Source organism: Chromobacterium sp. Beijing (assembly GCF_021496765.1).
Taxonomy (GTDB): Bacteria; Pseudomonadota; Gammaproteobacteria; order Burkholderiales; family Chromobacteriaceae; genus Chromobacterium.
Genome location: NZ_CP053750.1, coordinates 3,310,145 through 3,325,147 on the forward strand (window position 1 = coordinate 3,310,145; position 15,003 = coordinate 3,325,147).

Sequence of the window (15,003 nt, forward strand, 5' to 3'; positions counted from 1 at the left end):
GGTTTACAAGGTTGCGTACAGCTTGACCAGCTTGTCGGCCTCGGCCGCCCAGCTGTATTTGTTCAATACCGCCTGCTTGCCGGACTCGCCCAACGCCCGCATGCGCGGCTCGTCGGCCATCAGTTCGTTGACGGCGGCAGCAATGGCGGCCGGGTCCTGCGGGTCCACCAGCAGGCCGCAGCCGGCGTCGTCCACGATCTCGCGCCACACCGGAAAGTCCGACGCGATCACCGGCATGCCGGCGGCCATGTATTCGAACAGCTTGATCGGCAAGGCGTCGACGTAGTTCGGCGTAGGGAACAAAGTCACCAGGCCGATCTTGCTCTTGGCCAATACCTCGGCCACGCCCTTGCGGTCCAGCACGCCCAGGTCGTTGACCCGCGCCCAACCCGGCCGCGCCGATACCCGGGCCTTCAAATCGCTCTCGCTCCACGGCCCGGCCAGGTTCAGCCGCGTCGCGGTGTCCGGCAAGGCCTCGACAATGGGTTCGATGCCGCGGATGCGCGAGATGCCGCCGATATAGCACAGCTCGTTGCGGCGCTGCTCCCACGGCGTGTCGCGCACCAGTTCTTCCAGGATGGGGAAGTTGCACACGTCCAAGGCGCGCGCACCCAGCTTCTCGAAGCGCTTGCGGATGTGCGGCGTCGAGGTCACCACCGCGTCGAAGCGGCGCGCCGCCCAATCTTCCAGCGTCTCGAAGCCGCTGGACACCAGGGGGCGCACCGCGCCGGGTATCCAGTGCTTGGCCAGGATCTGGCGCGGCACGTCTTCATGCACGTCGTACACCACCTTGATGCCGGCCTGTTTCAGGCGCAGCGCGGCGGGAATCAGTTCCGGGTCGTGGAAGTGGACCACGTCAGGGCGCAGCTTCAGCGCCGCCTGATACACGCGCTTGACCGTGCCGGTCATCCGCGCCAGACGGCCGCCGGTTTTGGGGCCGACGTCGTGGAAACGCACGCCGCGGTTGATCTCCTCGCCCTGGCCGTCGGCCACGATCAGCGTCACCTCATGCCCGGCGGCGGCCAGGCTCGCGCACTCCTTGACGAAGATGCGGATGTCGTGACGCGGATGGGCGGAAGTGAGATGGGCAATTTTCATGGGTAAACCTTGTTTACGCCACGCAAACACACAGAAGGGACTTCGGCTTTACATCGCATCCTGCCTGCGGCAAGGCCAGCATGGCCTGGAGATGGCGATGCCGTTTGGTCCCTGTCTTTCCATGTGCTTCCGCGGCTAAATTCATTCCTTAAATCAGCTCCCGGTACAACTGGGCGAAGCCGGCCATATTCGGCTGATGCAAACCCTTGTCCGCCACCAGCCGGCGGTTGAGCGCGGCGATTTCGTCCAGCCGCGCATCCTCGCCGGCCAGTTCCATCGCGCGCAGCAGTTCCTCGCCCAAACGCCCGACGTCCTCGGCGATCACGCCGTTGAGGCCGTCGATCACCCATTCGCCGTTGGCCGGCAGATTGGACAATAAGGGCAGGCAGCCGTGGCCCATCGCCTCCAGCAGGCTGACGCTGGTGGCGTCCGAACGCGGCACGCTGACGAAGACCCGGGATTCGGCGTACATCCGCCCCAGGGTCGCGCTGTCGACGAAGCCGGCGAAGTCCACGCGGCTCAGGCTCAGCTCGGCGGCCAGGCGCTTCAGGGCCTCGGTCTCGCTGCCGCTGGCGGCCACGGTCAGGCGCCAATCGCCGAAACGCTCACACAGCTCCACGCTCTGCCAGGCGCGCAGAATGGCGTCGATGCGATAGAGCGGCTTGTGCAGCCGGCAGGACAGCACCCTCTTGCCCTTGTCCGCGCTGGCCGCCGGCTCCGGCATGGCGTCCATGCCGTAATTGAGCAGGCGGATGCGGCAGCCCTCGCCGGCCAGCTCGCGGATTTTCGCCGCCATGTGCAGCGAATCCGAGGTGATCGCGTCGGCGGCGGCCAGATTGGCGCGCACCATCGCCCGCATCAGCCGGCTGCGCTCCGGCAGCAAGAGCACGTCGGAGCCCCAGGCGGTCAGCACCATGGGCAAGTCCAGGCTGACCGCGGCGCGGCTGCCGTGCCAGGCCACGCTATTGGCCTGATGGATGTGCAGCAGCTGCGGCCGCGTTTCGCGCAGCCAGGCGCGCAGACGCGACACCGTGCCCAGCGCCGCCAGACGGAAATCCACGCGCAGGCTGCCGGCCAGCAAGGGGGCCACGTCGGCCGGAACCTCGCCGTTGCAGGCCAGGTAGAGCTGGTCCACATGCGGCGCGATGCCGCGCAGGAAACGCCAGGTGTGCACCGAGGCGGAAGCCAGCACCGCGACGCTGGCGATCTTGTCCCTCACCGGCTCAGTCATGCGCCCAGGCCTCGTACAAGGCCAGCAGCTCGGGATGTTCGTCCAGCCACTTGGCGTCCATCTCCCGGGTATCGCCCACCACCCGCGCCGGATTGCCGGACAGGATGGCGAAATCGGGATACACGCCGGCCGGCACATAGCTGTAAGCCGACACCATGCTGCCCTTGCCCAGCTCCACGCCCGGCATCAGCACCGAGTGCGGGCCGACGAAGCTGTACGGACCCAGCTTGGTGGGCTTTTTCAGATAGCCGACGTGATTGTTGCTCTCCAGGTAGCGGTCGCCGTACAGGCGAATGGCCACATGACTGGAGTGGGTCAGCAGCGACACGTAGTTGGTGATCTGACAACCTTCGCCGATGTAAAGCCCGCCGGAGGCGTCGATCAGATTGAAATGGCCGATGTAGACGTTGTCGTCCACCATCAGCTTGCCGACATGTTCGATTCGGGTCATGTTGGACACCCGGGTGCGTTTGAGGAACACCCCGTCGCCGCGGGTGAATCCATACACCATTCTGGGCTGCACCCACGCCGACAGGCGGAAACGGATGCGGCTGAATAGAGCGTGCCAATTCATCGGGCTGCCTTGTAAAGCCATGCAAAATAAGCCAGGAAATAAGCGGCCATCACCACCGACACCAGTTGGAAGGTGGGCACCGCGTCGTTCCACAGCGAAAAACCCGCCCACATCGTGCCCAGGAACAACAGGGCCTGCAGCAAGGACCACAGGAAGGCCTGACGCTGGCGGTTGATCACCGGCGGCACCATGCCCAACGGCGAGGCGACGAAGTGGAACAGGATGTAGAGCGACATCGCCTCCGCGTAGCGGCCGGCGGTGGCCCAGTTCTGGCCGAATACCAGCGAGAACAGGGGTTCCCCGGCCAGTTGTATCACCAGGAAGGGCAGCAAGGCCATGCCGCTCAAAGTCAGCATCATCTTGCGCAAAATCGGGCGCAGCGGCTGCCCTTGATTACGGGCGTCGGCCAGCTCGCGGTAGGCCACTTGCGCCACGGCCTGGCCGATCAGGGCCGCCGGCAGCTTCAGCACCCGCATCATCAGGCCGTAAAAGCCCACCGAGGCGGTGCCGGCCAGCATGGTCAGCGCCACCAGCGTCGCCGAATCCAGCAAGGCGGTGCTCAAGGCGTGCGGCGCGTTGATCTTGGGAAACTCGATATAAGCGCGCGCCACCTCGCGCATGCCGGCGCGGCTGAGTTCGTGACGCCAGGCGAAGCGGCCCTTGAGGTCCTGCCAGGTTTGCGCCAGCAAAGAGCCGAACTGGCCGGCCAGCTGGCCCAGGATCAGGCCGGCGGCGCCCGCCCCCGCCCAACCCAAGCCGACCTGGGTGGCCGCCATGCTCAGCGACTGCAGCATGCGGCCGTTGGCGTTGGCCTGGTAGCGGCGGTGGCGGTTGTTCCAGTTGGTCCAGGCTTGCATCAAGCCCGCCAGCGCGACGGACAGCGGCAGCAGCAGCAGCCAGGGCTCCAGCTCCGGCGCGCCCAGATGGCGGGCGATATGGGCATGGCCGTCGAAGGCCACCGCCACGCCCACCAACAAGGACAAGGCCAGCGCGCAGGCGATGGACAGGCCCATCAGATTGCCGGCCCGCCTCTCCTCGGCCGGCAGCACGATGGCCATCTCGTAACGGGCGGTGGCCAGCACCGCCAGCGTGGACAGCCAGGAGACGTAGACCGCCTGCACCCCCACCTCGTGCGGGTTGTACAGGCGGGTGATCAGGGGCGACACCAACAGCGGAATCACCTGCGCCACCGCCGCCCCGGTGATCAGGGTGACGATGTGGCGGATGAAGCCGCTCTTGGGCAGGCGGGACAGCAACAGGCCCATGCGCTCAGGCCAGAGCCTGCTTGACCGCGGCGACAATGGCGTCTTGCGTCGCCTCGTCCAGGAAGGGGTGCATGGGCAGGCTCATCACGCGGCGGCCGGCGGCCTCGGACAGCGGGAAACTGCCCTCGGGCAGGTTCAGATGCGCGAAGGCCGGCTGCAGATGCAGCGGAATCGGGTAATGCACCGCGGTGGGCACGCCCAGTTCTTTCAGCTTGGCCTGCACCGCCTCGCGATCGTCCACCTCGATAGTGTACTGCGCGTAGACATGGCTGTTGCCCTCGGCGATCACCGGCACCCGCGCCACCTCGCGCAGCAGCGCGCTGTAGCGCGCGCCGATGCGTTCGCGCGCCGCCACTTCGTCGGCGAAGCTCGGCAGCTTGGCCAGCAACACCGCCGCCTGTATCGTGTCCAGCCGGCCGTTGAGGCCGATGACGGGATGGTGATAGCGGCGATCCTGGCCGTGCACGCGGATCTCGCGCATTTTCTTGGCCAGCGCGTCGTCGTTGGTGAAGCAGGCGCCGCCGTCGCCGTAGCAACCCAGGGGCTTGCTCGGGAAGAAGCTGGTGCAGCCTATGGTGGACAGATTGCCGGACTTCTTGCCGCGCTGGCCGGCGCCGAAGCTCTGCGCGCCGTCCTCGATCACCGCGATGCCGTGCTTGGCGGCGATGGCGTTGATGGCGTCGAAATCGGCGCACTGGCCGTACAGGCTCACCGGCATGATGGCGCGGGTGCGCGGCGTGATCGCCGCTTCCAGCAGCGCCGGGTCCAGGTTGTAGCTGATCGGGTCGATGTCGACGAACACCGGCTTGGCCCCCAGCAGCGCGATCATCTCGCCGGTGGCGATGAAGGTGAACGGGGTGGTGATCACCTCGTCGCCGGGGCCGATGTCCAGAGCCATCATCGCGATCAGCAGCGCCTTGGTGCCGTCGCAAACGCCGATGGCGTGCTTGGCGCCGGTGTATTCCGCCAGCCCCTGCTCCACCTCCTTCACTTCCGGCCCCATGATGTACTGGCCATGGTCCAGCACCGCGTGGATGCGGGCGTCGATATCGGCTTTCAGGTGCTGGTATTGCGCTTTCAGATCAATGAACTGGATGGACATAAGAGGATCAACCCCAAATCAATTTTTGAAAGATATCGCCCATATAGCGACACGCGGAACGACGGAGAAGCGCCCTGAAGCCAGGCCGCATCAGGGGGCTTGTCAGTCGTTCTTGAGCGGCGAGCAGTGATTGCCGCCCACCTCGTAATGCTTGGCGCAGGCCGGGCAGCTATGGGTGCCGATATCGTTGGCCAGCCGTTCGCCGCAGGAACACATCCAGCCAATGCGCTTGGCCGGCGTGCCCACCATCAGCGCGTAGGCCGGCACGTCGCGGGTCACCACGGCGCCGGCGCCGATAAACGCGTACTCGCCTATGGTGTGGCCGCACACCACGGTGGCGTTGGCCCCGATGGACGCGCCTTTTTTCACCAGGGTGCGGCGGTATTCATGCTTGCGCGCAACGTGGCTGCGCGGATTGTTGACATTGGTGAACACCATCGACGGGCCGCAGAACACGTCGTCCTCCAGCGTCACCGCGTCGTAGATGGACACATTGTTCTGCACCTTGACGTTGTCGCCGATCAGCACGTCGTTGCCGACGAACACGTTCTGGCCGAAGGAACAGCCGGCGCCGATCTGCGCGCCGCCGCAAATATGAACCCAGTGCCAGACGCGGGTGTTCTCGCCGATCTGCGCGCCGTCGTCGACGATGGCGCTGGGGTGGATGATAGGATGCATCTTAATTAAAACCTTTAGTTTAGCCACGGAACCACACGGAAAGACACGGAATAGGTCAACTACAAGACAAAGCGCCTGACCTCGGCCTTGGGGTGCCAAAAATTAATCAACAGACCCAGTCTCAAACCGCTAGTCCTCATATAGTTCAACAATTGAGCCTCATGAATGGCGGCCAGCTTTTCCTGCGCTTTCAACTCCAATACAACGCGCTCTTCAACCAGCAAATCAACACAGTACTCTCCGACCACCTGCCCTTTATAACGCACCAATAGCGGGACCTGCGACCGGGTAGCCAAGCCCGCGCTATTCAACTCCTGCAACAAAGCATTCTCATACACTTTTTCCAGGTAGCCGTGGCCCAGCTGACGGAAAACCTCAAAAACACAGCCCTGGATACGATACGTCAGATCCTCATCGATTAGAGGCGACATTGCGCGCTTCCCTTCCGTGTTTTTAGCTATGCAGAAGCTGCGTTTTCCGTGTTTTTCCGTGTGCTTCCGTGGCTAAAAATAACTCAATAATCCAGCGGCAGGCTGACGCGGCGGCCATCGCGGGCGGACAGATACATCGCGATCAACAACTCCAGCGACTTCAGCCCTTCGCGGCCGTCGGTCTCCGGCTCGGCTTCGCCGCGCATGGTCTTGATCACATTGTCGTAGTACAGCGGGTGGCCGAAACCGTAAACGCTGGTGGTGGCGTAGCTGGCCTGCTTGATGTCCTCGTCCATCGCGTGCGGCTCGGAAAACTCCCAGTGCTGGATTTCGTTGACGGCCATGCCGCCGACGCGCACCGAGCCCTTCTCGCCCAGGATGGTGATGCTGCCTTCCAGGTTCTTCGGGTAAGTCAGCATGGTCACGTTCATGCTGCCCAGCGCGCCGCTGCGCCATTTGACGCTGACGGTGCCGGTGTCCTCCACCTCGATATTGCGCGCCAGCGTCGCGGTGTAGGCCTGCACGCTTTCCACCGGGCCGATCAGCCAGTCCAGCAGATCCACGTAATGGCTGGCCTGGTTCATGAAGGCGCCGCCGTCGAACTCCCAGGTACCGCGCCAGCCGGCCGCGTCGTAATACTCCTGCGGACGGGTCCAGAACACATTGACGTTGACCATGTAGACGCGGCCGAAGCGCTTCTCCTGCATTGCCCGCTTCAGGAGCTGCAAGGTGGCGTTGCGGCGGTTTTGCTTGACCACGAACAGATGCTTGTTGGCGCGGTCGGCGGCTTTGACCATTTCCAGGCCGTCTTCCCAGCGGGTGGCCATCGGCTTTTCCGTCATCACGTGGAAACCGGCTTCCGAGCAGGCGATGCTCTGGCTGGGATGCAGGCCGGACGGAGAAGTCAGGATCACGATGTCCGCGTCGGACTTGGCCAGCATGTCGGCCAGATTGGCGTGGCCGCGCGCGCCGGTGCGCTCCACCGCCGCCTTCAAGGCGGCCGGGTCGATGTCGCAGACATCCACCAGCTCGGCGCGGTCGGCGTGCTTTTCCAGCGCGCCGAAGTGGTTCTGGGCGATGCGGCCGCAGCCCACCAGCGCAAAGCGGATCTTGCGGTCGGTAATCGGGGGAAGGTGCAGAGTGTGCATGAGTTTAAACCCTAAATTCAGTGAGCCACGGAAGCACACGGAACAACACGGAAACCCCCAAATACCCAAGATACGAGAGTGCCCTCAAGTCACCGTGATTTGCAGGTTCCGGCTTTGTCCGTGTTTTTCCGTGTGCTTCCGTGGCTAAAAACAATCAGGCCTTGACGATATTGTCCGCCGACTCCAGATACTTGCCCCGGCTATCCACCACCAGCTGCGCGTGCGCCTTGATCTGCGCGTAGTCGAACTTGTCGTGGTCGGTGGCCAGCAGCACGCAGTCGTAGCCGGCGATGGCTTCATTGCTCAGCGCCACGCTGGACAGCTCGAAACGGTGCTCGCGCATCTTGGGGAACACCGGCACGTGCGGATCGCTGTAAGCCACTTCCGCGCCCAGATCGCGCAGCTTTTCCATCAGGAACACCGACGGGCTTTCGCGCATATCGTCGACGTTCTTCTTATAGGCGATGCCCAACACCAGCACGCGGCTGCCGTTGATCGCCTTCTTGCGCAGGTTCAGCGCGGCGGCCACTTTGGACACCACGTAGTCCGGCATATTGCTGTTCACTTCGCCGGCCAGCTCGATGAAGCGGGTGTTGACCCCGTATTCGCGCGCTTTCCAGGTCAGGTAGAACGGGTCGATCGGAATGCAATGGCCGCCCAGGCCCGGGCCCGGATAATAGGGCACGAAGCCGAAAGGCTTGGTGGCCGCGGCGCGGATCACTTCGTGGATGTCGATGCCCATCTTGTCGGCGACGATCTTCATCTCATTGACCAGGCCGATGTTCACCGCGCGGTGGATGTTTTCCAGCAGCTTGGTCATTTCCGCGGCGCGGGTGGAGGACACCGGCACCACCTTGTCGATCACCGCGCTGTACAACGCCACGCCGATTTCCTGGCAGGCCGGGGTCACGCCGCCGCACACCTTGGGAATGGTGCGGGTGGTGAAGTTGGGGTTGCCCGGATCTTCGCGCTCCGGCGAGAACACCAGGAAGGCGTTGTCGCCCACCTTCAGGCCGCGCGACTCCATGCGCGGCAGCAGTTCTTCATCGGTGGTGCCCGGATAGGTGGTGGACTCCAGCGACACCAGCTGACCTTCGCGCAGATAGGGCACGAGGCTGTCCATGGTGTCCAGCACGAAGGACAGGTCCGGCTCGCGGTATTTGTTCAGCGGCGTCGGCACGCACAGAATCAGGGTATCGGCTTCCGGCACGCGGCTGAAGTCGGTGGTAGCCTCGAAGCCGCGCTCCAGCGCGGTGGCGATGCTGTCGGCGGAGATATGTTCGATATAGCTTTGGCCGGCCATCAGGGCGTCCACCTTGCCCTGGTCGATGTCGAAGCCCAGCACTTTGTAGCCGACTTCAGCGAAACGCAGCATCAGCGGCAGGCCGACATAGCCCAGGCCCACGATGCCGATGACGGCGGATTTGTCTGCAATCCGATTGAGCAGTTGCTGCTTGATCACGGTGTAAGTCCCAACAGTATGTAAATACGATAGCGGCGGACCGGACATTCAGAACGAGCGGCGCGGAAGCGAAATCGCCCGCGCCGCGCCTGTCCTAAACTGTCCGGTCCACCGCCATAAAGTTCATTCAACGGCAAGCCAGCTTGCCGTTTTCCGTTTCTGTCCGTACTGATCTGCCTCAGAGCTCTCTGCATCCGAACTCGTTTCGCGCAGCGCGCCATCCGTCCCAAGCCGGCGTGGCCGTAATGCCGGCATTATACGCCTCTTCCCGCGCGTCATTGGGTAAGCAAATGTACGCAGACGCCCCGCTTCAGACCAGTAAATGCCCCGCCGTGTGCTGATTGGTCATTTTCAAACGGCTGACGAAATCGACGAACTCCAGACCGAAGCGCCCCTCCAGTTCGTCGGCCCGTTTTTTCAAGGCCTCCCACTGCGTCAGCGTCGGGCTCTGGCGGAAAGCCATCACCGCCACATTGCCGTGGCTGGCCGCCGGCAGTTCCAACACCCGGCCCTCGAACACGTTCAACAGGCGCTCGATGAAGGACTGATAACGCTTGTCCCCGCTCCACCAATTGGTGACGAACACGCCCTTGGGGCTGAGCGCGCGCTTGCAGTCCTCGAAAAAGTCCTCGGTGGTCAGCGCGTCGACGATCTGCAGGCCGTCGAAGCCGTCCACCAGGATGGCGTCGGTGGAGCCGCGGAAGATCTTCACGTAATCGGCGCCGTCGGCCTCGACGATCTCGAAGAAATCGCCCTCCTCCGGCAGCTGGAAAAAGGCGCGCGCCACCGCGATCACCTGCGGATTGATGTCCACCGCCACGCTGACCGCGTCCGGCAGGTATTCATCGATGAAGCGGGCGAAGGAGCCGCCGCCCAGGCCGATCTGCAAAATATGCTGCGGCGCGTCGTTCCACAGCAGAAAACCCATCATCGCCCGGCTGTAACTGAGCACCAGGTCGGCCGGGTCGTCCAGATCCATGGAACTCTGTATCGTTTCCGAGCCCAGGTGCAAAGAACGGATATTGTCCGCCTCCGAGATCTCCACCTCCGGCATTTCCTCCACCGCGGGGCGCACGCGGCGGCGGAACGGATGCAAGGCCCTACGCGCCACAGCCCGAGTCCTCTCCCGCCGGTTTGCGCGAATCCAGAATGCTGATGGTGCGTTTCTTCGGCGCCGCGTCGGCCTCGTCGTCCTGCGGCGGCGGATCGCGGAATTCTTCTTTGTCGAAAGCGGTGTCGCCGTCCTCGAACGGCGCGTCGCCGGTCTTCAGGCCGGCGAAGTCGAACAGGCCGGTGTCGGCCAGATGGGACGGCACCACGTTCTGCAACGCGCGGAACATGCTCTCCAAACGGCCGGGGAAGCGGCGGTCCCAGTCATTGACCATGTCCTTGACCACCTGGCGCTGCAAATTGGGTTGCGAGCCGCACAGATTGCAAGGAATGATGGGGAATTCGCGCAGCGCGGCGTAGCGCTCGATATCCTTTTCGCGGCAGTAAGCCAGCGGGCGTATCACCATGTGGCGGCCGTCGTCGGACACCAGCTTGGGCGGCATGGACTTCAGCTTGCCGCCGTAGAACATATTCAGGAACAGGGTGTGCAGAATGTCGTCGCGGTGGTGGCCCAGCGCGATCTTGGTCGCGCCCAGTTCGTCGGCCACGCGGTAGAGAATGCCGCGGCGCAGCCGCGAACACAGGCTGCAAGTGGTCTTGCCTTCCGGCACCAGGCGCTTGACGATGGAATAGGTGTCTTCTTCGACGATGCGGTATTCGACGCCGATGGAATCCAGGTATTCCGGCAGCACGTGCTCGGGGAAGCCCGGCTGTTTCTGGTCCAGATTGACCGCCACGATGGAGAAATCGATAGGCGCGGACTTCTGCAAGCCGCGCAGAATGTCCAGCAAGGTGTAGCTGTCCTTGCCGCCGGACAGGCAGACCATCACGCGGTCGCCCTCTTCTATCATATTGAAGTCATTGATGGCGTCACCCACATGGTGGCGCAGGCGCTTGGCCAGTTTATTGCCTTCAAACACGGCCTTTTTGGCCTTGTCGTCGAGGACGCTGCTTGCTTCGGACATGGAGTACGGCTAAGAAATTGAAAAACAGGCGATTTTACTTTTTTTCCGCGGCGAAATCCACGACGGCGAACAAGGCGCGCGCGCGCAGCGGCTACAACACCACGCTGCGGCCGCCGTCCACCGCCAGAATCTGACCGGTGACGTAGCCGGCGTCCAGCAGCAGAAAGGCCACCGCCCGGGCGATGTCCTCCGGCACTCCGGTGCGGCGCAAGGGAATGCTGGCCTCGATCGCCGCGCGCTCCGCCGCGTCGAATGACGCGTCGTCCTCCGGCCACAGATTCACTCCGGGCGAGACCCCGTTGACCCGCACCGCCGGCGCCAGCTCTATCGCCAGGCTGCGGATCAGCTGCGCGTGGCCGGCCTTGGCCAGGTTGTACACCACATGGCGGGCCATCGGCCGCTCCACGTGGATGTCGGCGATGCCGACAATGGCGCCGCGACGCTTGGCCAGCTCAGGCGCCAGCGCCTGGGACAGGAATAGCGGCGCCTTCAGATTGCTGCCCATCAGATCGTGCCAGGCCGCCTCGTCGATCCGACCCACCTCGGTGGGGAAGAAGCTGGACGCGTTGTTGACCAGGCCGTCCAGCCGGCCGAACGCCGCCACCGCCCGCGCCGCCAGCGCCGGCAACGCCGCCGTGTCCAGCAAATCGCCCTGCAGCAAGCGCGCGGAATCCGACCGCGCCGCGTTCAGTTCCGCCGCCAAGGCCTCCGCCTCGCCGCGCGAACCGCGATAGTGCAACACCACCCGCAGGCCCCGCGCGTGCAAATGCCGGGCGATGCCCGCGCCCACGCGCCGCGCCGCGCCGCTGATCAGCGCCACCCGCTGCTCTCCTGTCGTCCCCTGATCCGCCATTTCCGCTCCTCTGAATCTTCGCCCGCCGCCGCAGGCTCCCACACGCGCCTTACGCCGCGATGACGCCGGCCGCGCGCTCTATTTCTTGCCCATGCACGGCTGGGCCGCCGCCAAGGCCGCCTGGCTGGACGGCGGCAAGACGAAACGCGCCACCAGCTTGCCGTGCTTGCGGCTGGCGCCGTCTATCGTCACCAGCAGTTCCTTGTGCGCGGCGGACTGCCAGGCGAAGAACTCGCCCCGCGACGGCCACTCGAACACGAAGCGGCCGCTCTCCTCGTACCAGCCGGCGAAATGACTGTCCACGCCGCGGCGCAAACCGGCCAGGTTCAGCTTGAGCTTGCGCCGCTCGCCCAGGCCGCCCGGCCCCTCGTACGGACGCACGTCCCAGCCGCCCAATTGATCCGACACGTGCAAGGACAGCCGCAAGGGCGGGCTGTCCGCGCGGCAAGCCACGTCCAAACGCGCCGGAAAGCGGCTGCGTCCCACCGTCGCCTCGCCGTCCAGGCTGGCCACTTGCAAAGGATTGTCCGGATACGGCTTCGACACCGCCCACTGCGGCACCGCCAGCGCCGGCCCCAGCAACAGGCCGCCCGCGCAGCCGGCCATCCAACGGTAAAATCCGCTCACCCTCTTCTCCTGTCCCTCAGTTTCCACCACAATCGCGGCACATTGTAGCAGGATGACCGCCATGACCACCTTACCCGCCGCCAGCGCCGACGCGCTGGCCACCAGCCAAAGCCTTGTCCACGCCATTCAGGCGGAAATCCGCCAGCAGGGCGGCTGGATGCCGTTCTCCCGCTACATGGAGCTGGCGCTGTACGCGCCCGGCCTGGGCTATTACGCCGCCGGCAGCCGCAAACTGGGCGCGGCCGGCGACTTCACCACCGCGCCGGAAATGAGCGCCTTGTTCGGCCGCGCGCTGGCGCGCCAGCTGGCGGAACTGCTGCCGCAAACCGCCAATGTGGTCTATGAGTTCGGCGCCGGCACCGGCAAGCTGGCCATCGACATTCTCAGCGAACTGCAAGCGCTGGACGCGCTGCCGGAACGCTATTGCATCGTCGATCTGTCGCCAGACCTGATCGAACGCCAGCAAAGCAATATCCGCCAGGCGCTGCCGCAACTGGCCGAGCGCGTGCAGTGGCTGAGCCAGCTGCCGGAGCGGCTGGACGGCGTGATCATCGGCAACGAAGTGCTGGACGCCATGCCCTGCGAGCTGATCCGCTGGACCCCCGAAGCCCAACGGCGCGGCGTGGCGCTGGACGGCGAGCGCTTCGTCTGGGAAGACCGCGCCATTCAGGACCCGCGGCTGCTGCAACTGGCCCAGGCCATCCAGCCGCGGCACGACGACTATGTTTCCGAAATCAGCCCGGCCAATATCGGCTTCCTCCACACCCTGGCGCAAAAACTGGATCGCGGCGCCGTGCTGCTGCTGGACTACGGCTTCCCCGCCGCCGAGTACTATCACCCGCAGCGCCATATGGGCACGCTGATCGGTCATTACCGCCACCACACCGTGGACGACCCCTTCTTCCTGCCCGGCCTGATGGACTTGACCTGCCACGTCGATTTCAGCACGGTGGCCCAGGCCGGCATAGACGCCGGCCTGGACCTGATCGGCTACACCACCCAGGCTCAATTCCTGATCAACGCCGGCATCACCCAGTTGCTGGAGCAGCTGGACCCGGCCGACGCCGCCGGCTATCTGCCGCAGGCCGCCGCGGTGCAGAAGCTGCTGTCGCCGTCGGAAATGGGCGAGTTGTTCAAGGCCATAGGCTTCGGCAAGGGGGTAAGCATAGACTGGAGCGGTTTCCTGCGCGGCGACCGCTGCTACACCCTGTAAGCCGGCGGCCGCGAGAATCTTGTTGACAGCCGGCTTTCGGCTGCGTATATTTCGCGTCTCGGTGCACTCGTGCATCGAAAAACGTGGCGAATTAGCTCAGTCGGTTAGAGCGACGGAATCATAATCCGCAGGTCCGGGGTTCGAGTCCCTGATTCGCCACCACAGTTTGCGAAGAGTTGTTTTCGACAAGTCTTCACGGCGAATTAGCTCAGTCGGTTAGAGCGACGGAATCATAATCCGCAGGTCCGGGGTTCGAGTCCCTGATTCGCCACCAAAATGAAAAGGGTCAGCGCAAGCTGACCCTTTTCGCATTCCCGCCGCCTTCGGCCCCTTCCCGTTTATCCACAGATCCGCACGGCTACGCGAAGTTATCCCCAGCCTCCGCCCGGCTATAGTAAAGCATCCCCCGCCGGAGCCTCCTCATGCGCCGACTTTTCCGCCTCGCCGTCCACGGCCTGATCTGCGCCGCAGCACTGTATGCCGGCCCGGGTCAAGCTTCGTCTCCGCCGGTCGTCGGCGCCTGTAACCGGGAATTGAGCGTAGGCTGGGACACCAGGCCTCCTTACCATTACCAGTCCGCGCACCAACAGCTGGACGGCTATTCCATCGCCGTGCTCAACGAGGCCGCGCGCCGCGCCGGCTGCCCTCTCAACTACCAGCAAATGCCCTGGGCCCGTAATTTGCTGAACTTGAAAAATGGGCAAGTGGACATGGCTATGAACGCGCTGAAAACCCCCGAGCGCGAGCAGTTTGCCCACTTTGTCTGGGCCTACAACCCAACCACGGTGCGGATCTGGAGCCTTAGCAGCAACGCCGCACGCTGGCCGATACACCGCCTGGCCGATCTGGACAAATATGGCAAGCTGGTGCTCGGCGTCACCCGCGGCGACAGCTACGGAACCATTATCGACGCTTGGCTGAAACTCCCGCCGCCAAGTGTCAGCGTGGACAGCGGGCCGACTCAGGACATCAATATCCAAAAACTGCGGGCAAGGAGGCTGGACCTGCTGCTGGCCAATAGCATCACCATGCGCACGGCGCTGCAGGCCCAGCCGGCGGAAGCGGAGATCGTACCGCTCGCGCCGGTCTGGAATATCGGCGGCGCTTATTTCATCTTCAGCAAAAGCAGCGTGCCGCAGCCGGTAGTGGACGCCTTCCAGCAGGCCCTGACCGGCATGCGGCGCGACGGCTCGATCCAGACGCTGTATCAGCGCTACTTCGAAGCGCCGTATCCGGAGGAATGAGC

The 15,003-nt window shown here is 64.2% G+C and carries 15 protein-coding genes and 2 tRNA genes; 4 read left to right on the top strand and 13 right to left on the bottom strand.

Annotation, left to right across the window (positions count from 1 at the left end; translation table 11 throughout):
- Window positions 1-3 precede the first annotated feature (3 nt).
- The 13 genes from HQN78_RS15255 to HQN78_RS15315 all read right to left on the bottom strand — a co-directional run bounded on the left by HQN78_RS15255 (window position 4) and on the right by HQN78_RS15315 (window position 12,544).
- Window positions 4-1,098: a glycosyltransferase family 4 protein gene (locus HQN78_RS15255; RefSeq protein WP_231464241.1), complete on the bottom strand. Its 1,095-nt coding sequence runs from the start codon at window positions 1,096-1,098 to the stop codon at window positions 4-6.
- A 148-nt stretch (window positions 1,099-1,246) separates the two neighbouring features.
- Window positions 1,247-2,329: a glycosyltransferase family 4 protein gene (locus HQN78_RS15260; RefSeq protein WP_235084719.1), complete on the bottom strand. Its 1,083-nt coding sequence runs from the start codon at window positions 2,327-2,329 to the stop codon at window positions 1,247-1,249.
- The gene (locus HQN78_RS15265; RefSeq protein WP_107797995.1) at window positions 2,322-2,903 is read right to left on the bottom strand and encodes an acyltransferase; all 582 of its coding nucleotides are present in this window, start codon (window positions 2,901-2,903) and stop codon (window positions 2,322-2,324) included. The genes HQN78_RS15260 and HQN78_RS15265 overlap by 8 nt, the downstream gene beginning before the upstream one ends.
- Window positions 2,900-4,168 carry a lipopolysaccharide biosynthesis protein gene (locus HQN78_RS15270; protein ID WP_235084721.1) on the bottom strand — a complete coding sequence of 423 codons (1,269 nt, stop codon included), beginning with the start codon at window positions 4,166-4,168 and terminating at the stop codon, window positions 2,900-2,902. The genes HQN78_RS15265 and HQN78_RS15270 overlap by 4 nt, the downstream gene beginning before the upstream one ends.
- A 4-nt stretch (window positions 4,169-4,172) precedes the next feature.
- Window positions 4,173-5,270, bottom strand: a complete 1,098-nt coding sequence (locus HQN78_RS15275; RefSeq protein WP_235084725.1) for a DegT/DnrJ/EryC1/StrS aminotransferase family protein — start codon at window positions 5,268-5,270, stop codon at window positions 4,173-4,175.
- 102 nt (window positions 5,271-5,372) lie between these two features.
- Complete coding sequence (locus tag HQN78_RS15280) at window positions 5,373-5,948, bottom strand: acyltransferase (RefSeq protein ID WP_235084728.1); 576 nt, start codon at window positions 5,946-5,948, stop codon at window positions 5,373-5,375.
- 59 nt (window positions 5,949-6,007) lie between these two features.
- Entirely contained in the window at window positions 6,008-6,379 is a 372-nt protein-coding gene (locus HQN78_RS15285) for a GxxExxY protein (protein WP_107797991.1), read from the bottom strand.
- 83 nt (window positions 6,380-6,462) lie between these two features.
- Complete coding sequence (locus tag HQN78_RS15290) at window positions 6,463-7,527, bottom strand: Gfo/Idh/MocA family protein (RefSeq protein WP_107797990.1); 1,065 nt, start codon at window positions 7,525-7,527, stop codon at window positions 6,463-6,465.
- Between the two features lie 154 nt (window positions 7,528-7,681).
- Window positions 7,682-8,986: a nucleotide sugar dehydrogenase gene (locus tag HQN78_RS15295; protein WP_235089832.1), complete on the bottom strand. Its 1,305-nt coding sequence runs from the start codon at window positions 8,984-8,986 to the stop codon at window positions 7,682-7,684.
- A gap of 313 nt (window positions 8,987-9,299) precedes the next feature.
- Window positions 9,300-10,043, bottom strand: coding sequence for a polyamine aminopropyltransferase (locus tag HQN78_RS15300; RefSeq protein ID WP_233246777.1), 744 nt, complete (start codon window positions 10,041-10,043; stop codon window positions 9,300-9,302).
- Window positions 10,044-10,089: 46 nt separating this feature from the next.
- Window positions 10,090-11,064 carry a tRNA 2-thiocytidine(32) synthetase TtcA gene (gene ttcA, locus HQN78_RS15305; RefSeq protein WP_235084731.1) on the bottom strand — a complete coding sequence of 325 codons (975 nt, stop codon included), beginning with the start codon at window positions 11,062-11,064 and terminating at the stop codon, window positions 10,090-10,092.
- Window positions 11,065-11,155: 91 nt separating this feature from the next.
- Entirely contained in the window at window positions 11,156-11,917 is a 762-nt protein-coding gene (locus HQN78_RS15310; RefSeq protein WP_235084733.1) for a pteridine reductase, read from the bottom strand.
- 78 nt (window positions 11,918-11,995) lie between these two features.
- On the bottom strand, window positions 11,996-12,544 hold the full coding sequence (locus HQN78_RS15315; RefSeq protein WP_235084735.1) for a hypothetical protein: 549 nt from the start codon (window positions 12,542-12,544) through the stop codon (window positions 11,996-11,998).
- Window positions 12,545-12,605: 61 nt separating this feature from the next.
- Between HQN78_RS15315 and HQN78_RS15320 the strand changes: the two genes are divergently transcribed.
- The 4 genes from HQN78_RS15320 (at window position 12,606) to HQN78_RS15335 (ending at window position 15,001) form a co-directional block, all read left to right on the top strand.
- Window positions 12,606-13,757, top strand: coding sequence for a class I SAM-dependent methyltransferase (locus HQN78_RS15320; protein ID WP_235084737.1), 1,152 nt, complete (start codon window positions 12,606-12,608; stop codon window positions 13,755-13,757).
- An 85-nt stretch (window positions 13,758-13,842) separates the two neighbouring features.
- Window positions 13,843-13,919 (top strand) — tRNA-Met (locus HQN78_RS15325).
- 35 nt (window positions 13,920-13,954) lie between these two features.
- A tRNA-Met gene (locus HQN78_RS15330) sits at window positions 13,955-14,031 on the top strand.
- 148 nt (window positions 14,032-14,179) lie between these two features.
- Window positions 14,180-15,001, top strand: a complete 822-nt coding sequence (locus HQN78_RS15335) for an ABC transporter substrate-binding protein (RefSeq protein WP_235084740.1) — start codon at window positions 14,180-14,182, stop codon at window positions 14,999-15,001.
- The last annotated feature ends 2 nt before the right edge of the window (window positions 15,002-15,003 follow it).

Bases quoted from the DNA above. Each gene is read 5' to 3' on its own strand.
- HQN78_RS15310 (WP_235084733.1), bottom strand. From the start codon at position 11,917: ATGGCGGATCAGGGGACGACAGGAGAGCAGCGGGTGGCGCTGATCAGC.
- ttcA (WP_235084731.1), bottom strand. From the start codon at position 11,064: ATGTCCGAAGCAAGCAGCGTCCTCGACGACAAGGCCAAAAAGGCCGTG.
- HQN78_RS15265 (WP_107797995.1), bottom strand. From the start codon at position 2,903: ATGAATTGGCACGCTCTATTCAGCCGCATCCGTTTCCGCCTGTCGGCG.
- HQN78_RS15285 (WP_107797991.1), bottom strand. From the start codon at position 6,379: ATGTCGCCTCTAATCGATGAGGATCTGACGTATCGTATCCAGGGCTGT.
- HQN78_RS15320 (WP_235084737.1), top strand. From the start codon at position 12,606: ATGACCACCTTACCCGCCGCCAGCGCCGACGCGCTGGCCACCAGCCAA.
- HQN78_RS15280 (WP_235084728.1), bottom strand. From the start codon at position 5,948: ATGCATCCTATCATCCACCCCAGCGCCATCGTCGACGACGGCGCGCAG.
- HQN78_RS15335 (WP_235084740.1), top strand. From the start codon at position 14,180: ATGCGCCGACTTTTCCGCCTCGCCGTCCACGGCCTGATCTGCGCCGCA.
- HQN78_RS15260 (WP_235084719.1), bottom strand. From the start codon at position 2,329: ATGACTGAGCCGGTGAGGGACAAGATCGCCAGCGTCGCGGTGCTGGCT.
- HQN78_RS15255 (WP_231464241.1), bottom strand. From the start codon at position 1,098: ATGAAAATTGCCCATCTCACTTCCGCCCATCCGCGTCACGACATCCGC.
- HQN78_RS15275 (WP_235084725.1), bottom strand. From the start codon at position 5,270: ATGTCCATCCAGTTCATTGATCTGAAAGCGCAATACCAGCACCTGAAA.
- HQN78_RS15300 (WP_233246777.1), bottom strand. From the start codon at position 10,043: ATGCCGGAGGTGGAGATCTCGGAGGCGGACAATATCCGTTCTTTGCAC.
- HQN78_RS15270 (WP_235084721.1), bottom strand. From the start codon at position 4,168: ATGGGCCTGTTGCTGTCCCGCCTGCCCAAGAGCGGCTTCATCCGCCAC.
- HQN78_RS15290 (WP_107797990.1), bottom strand. From the start codon at position 7,527: ATGCACACTCTGCACCTTCCCCCGATTACCGACCGCAAGATCCGCTTT.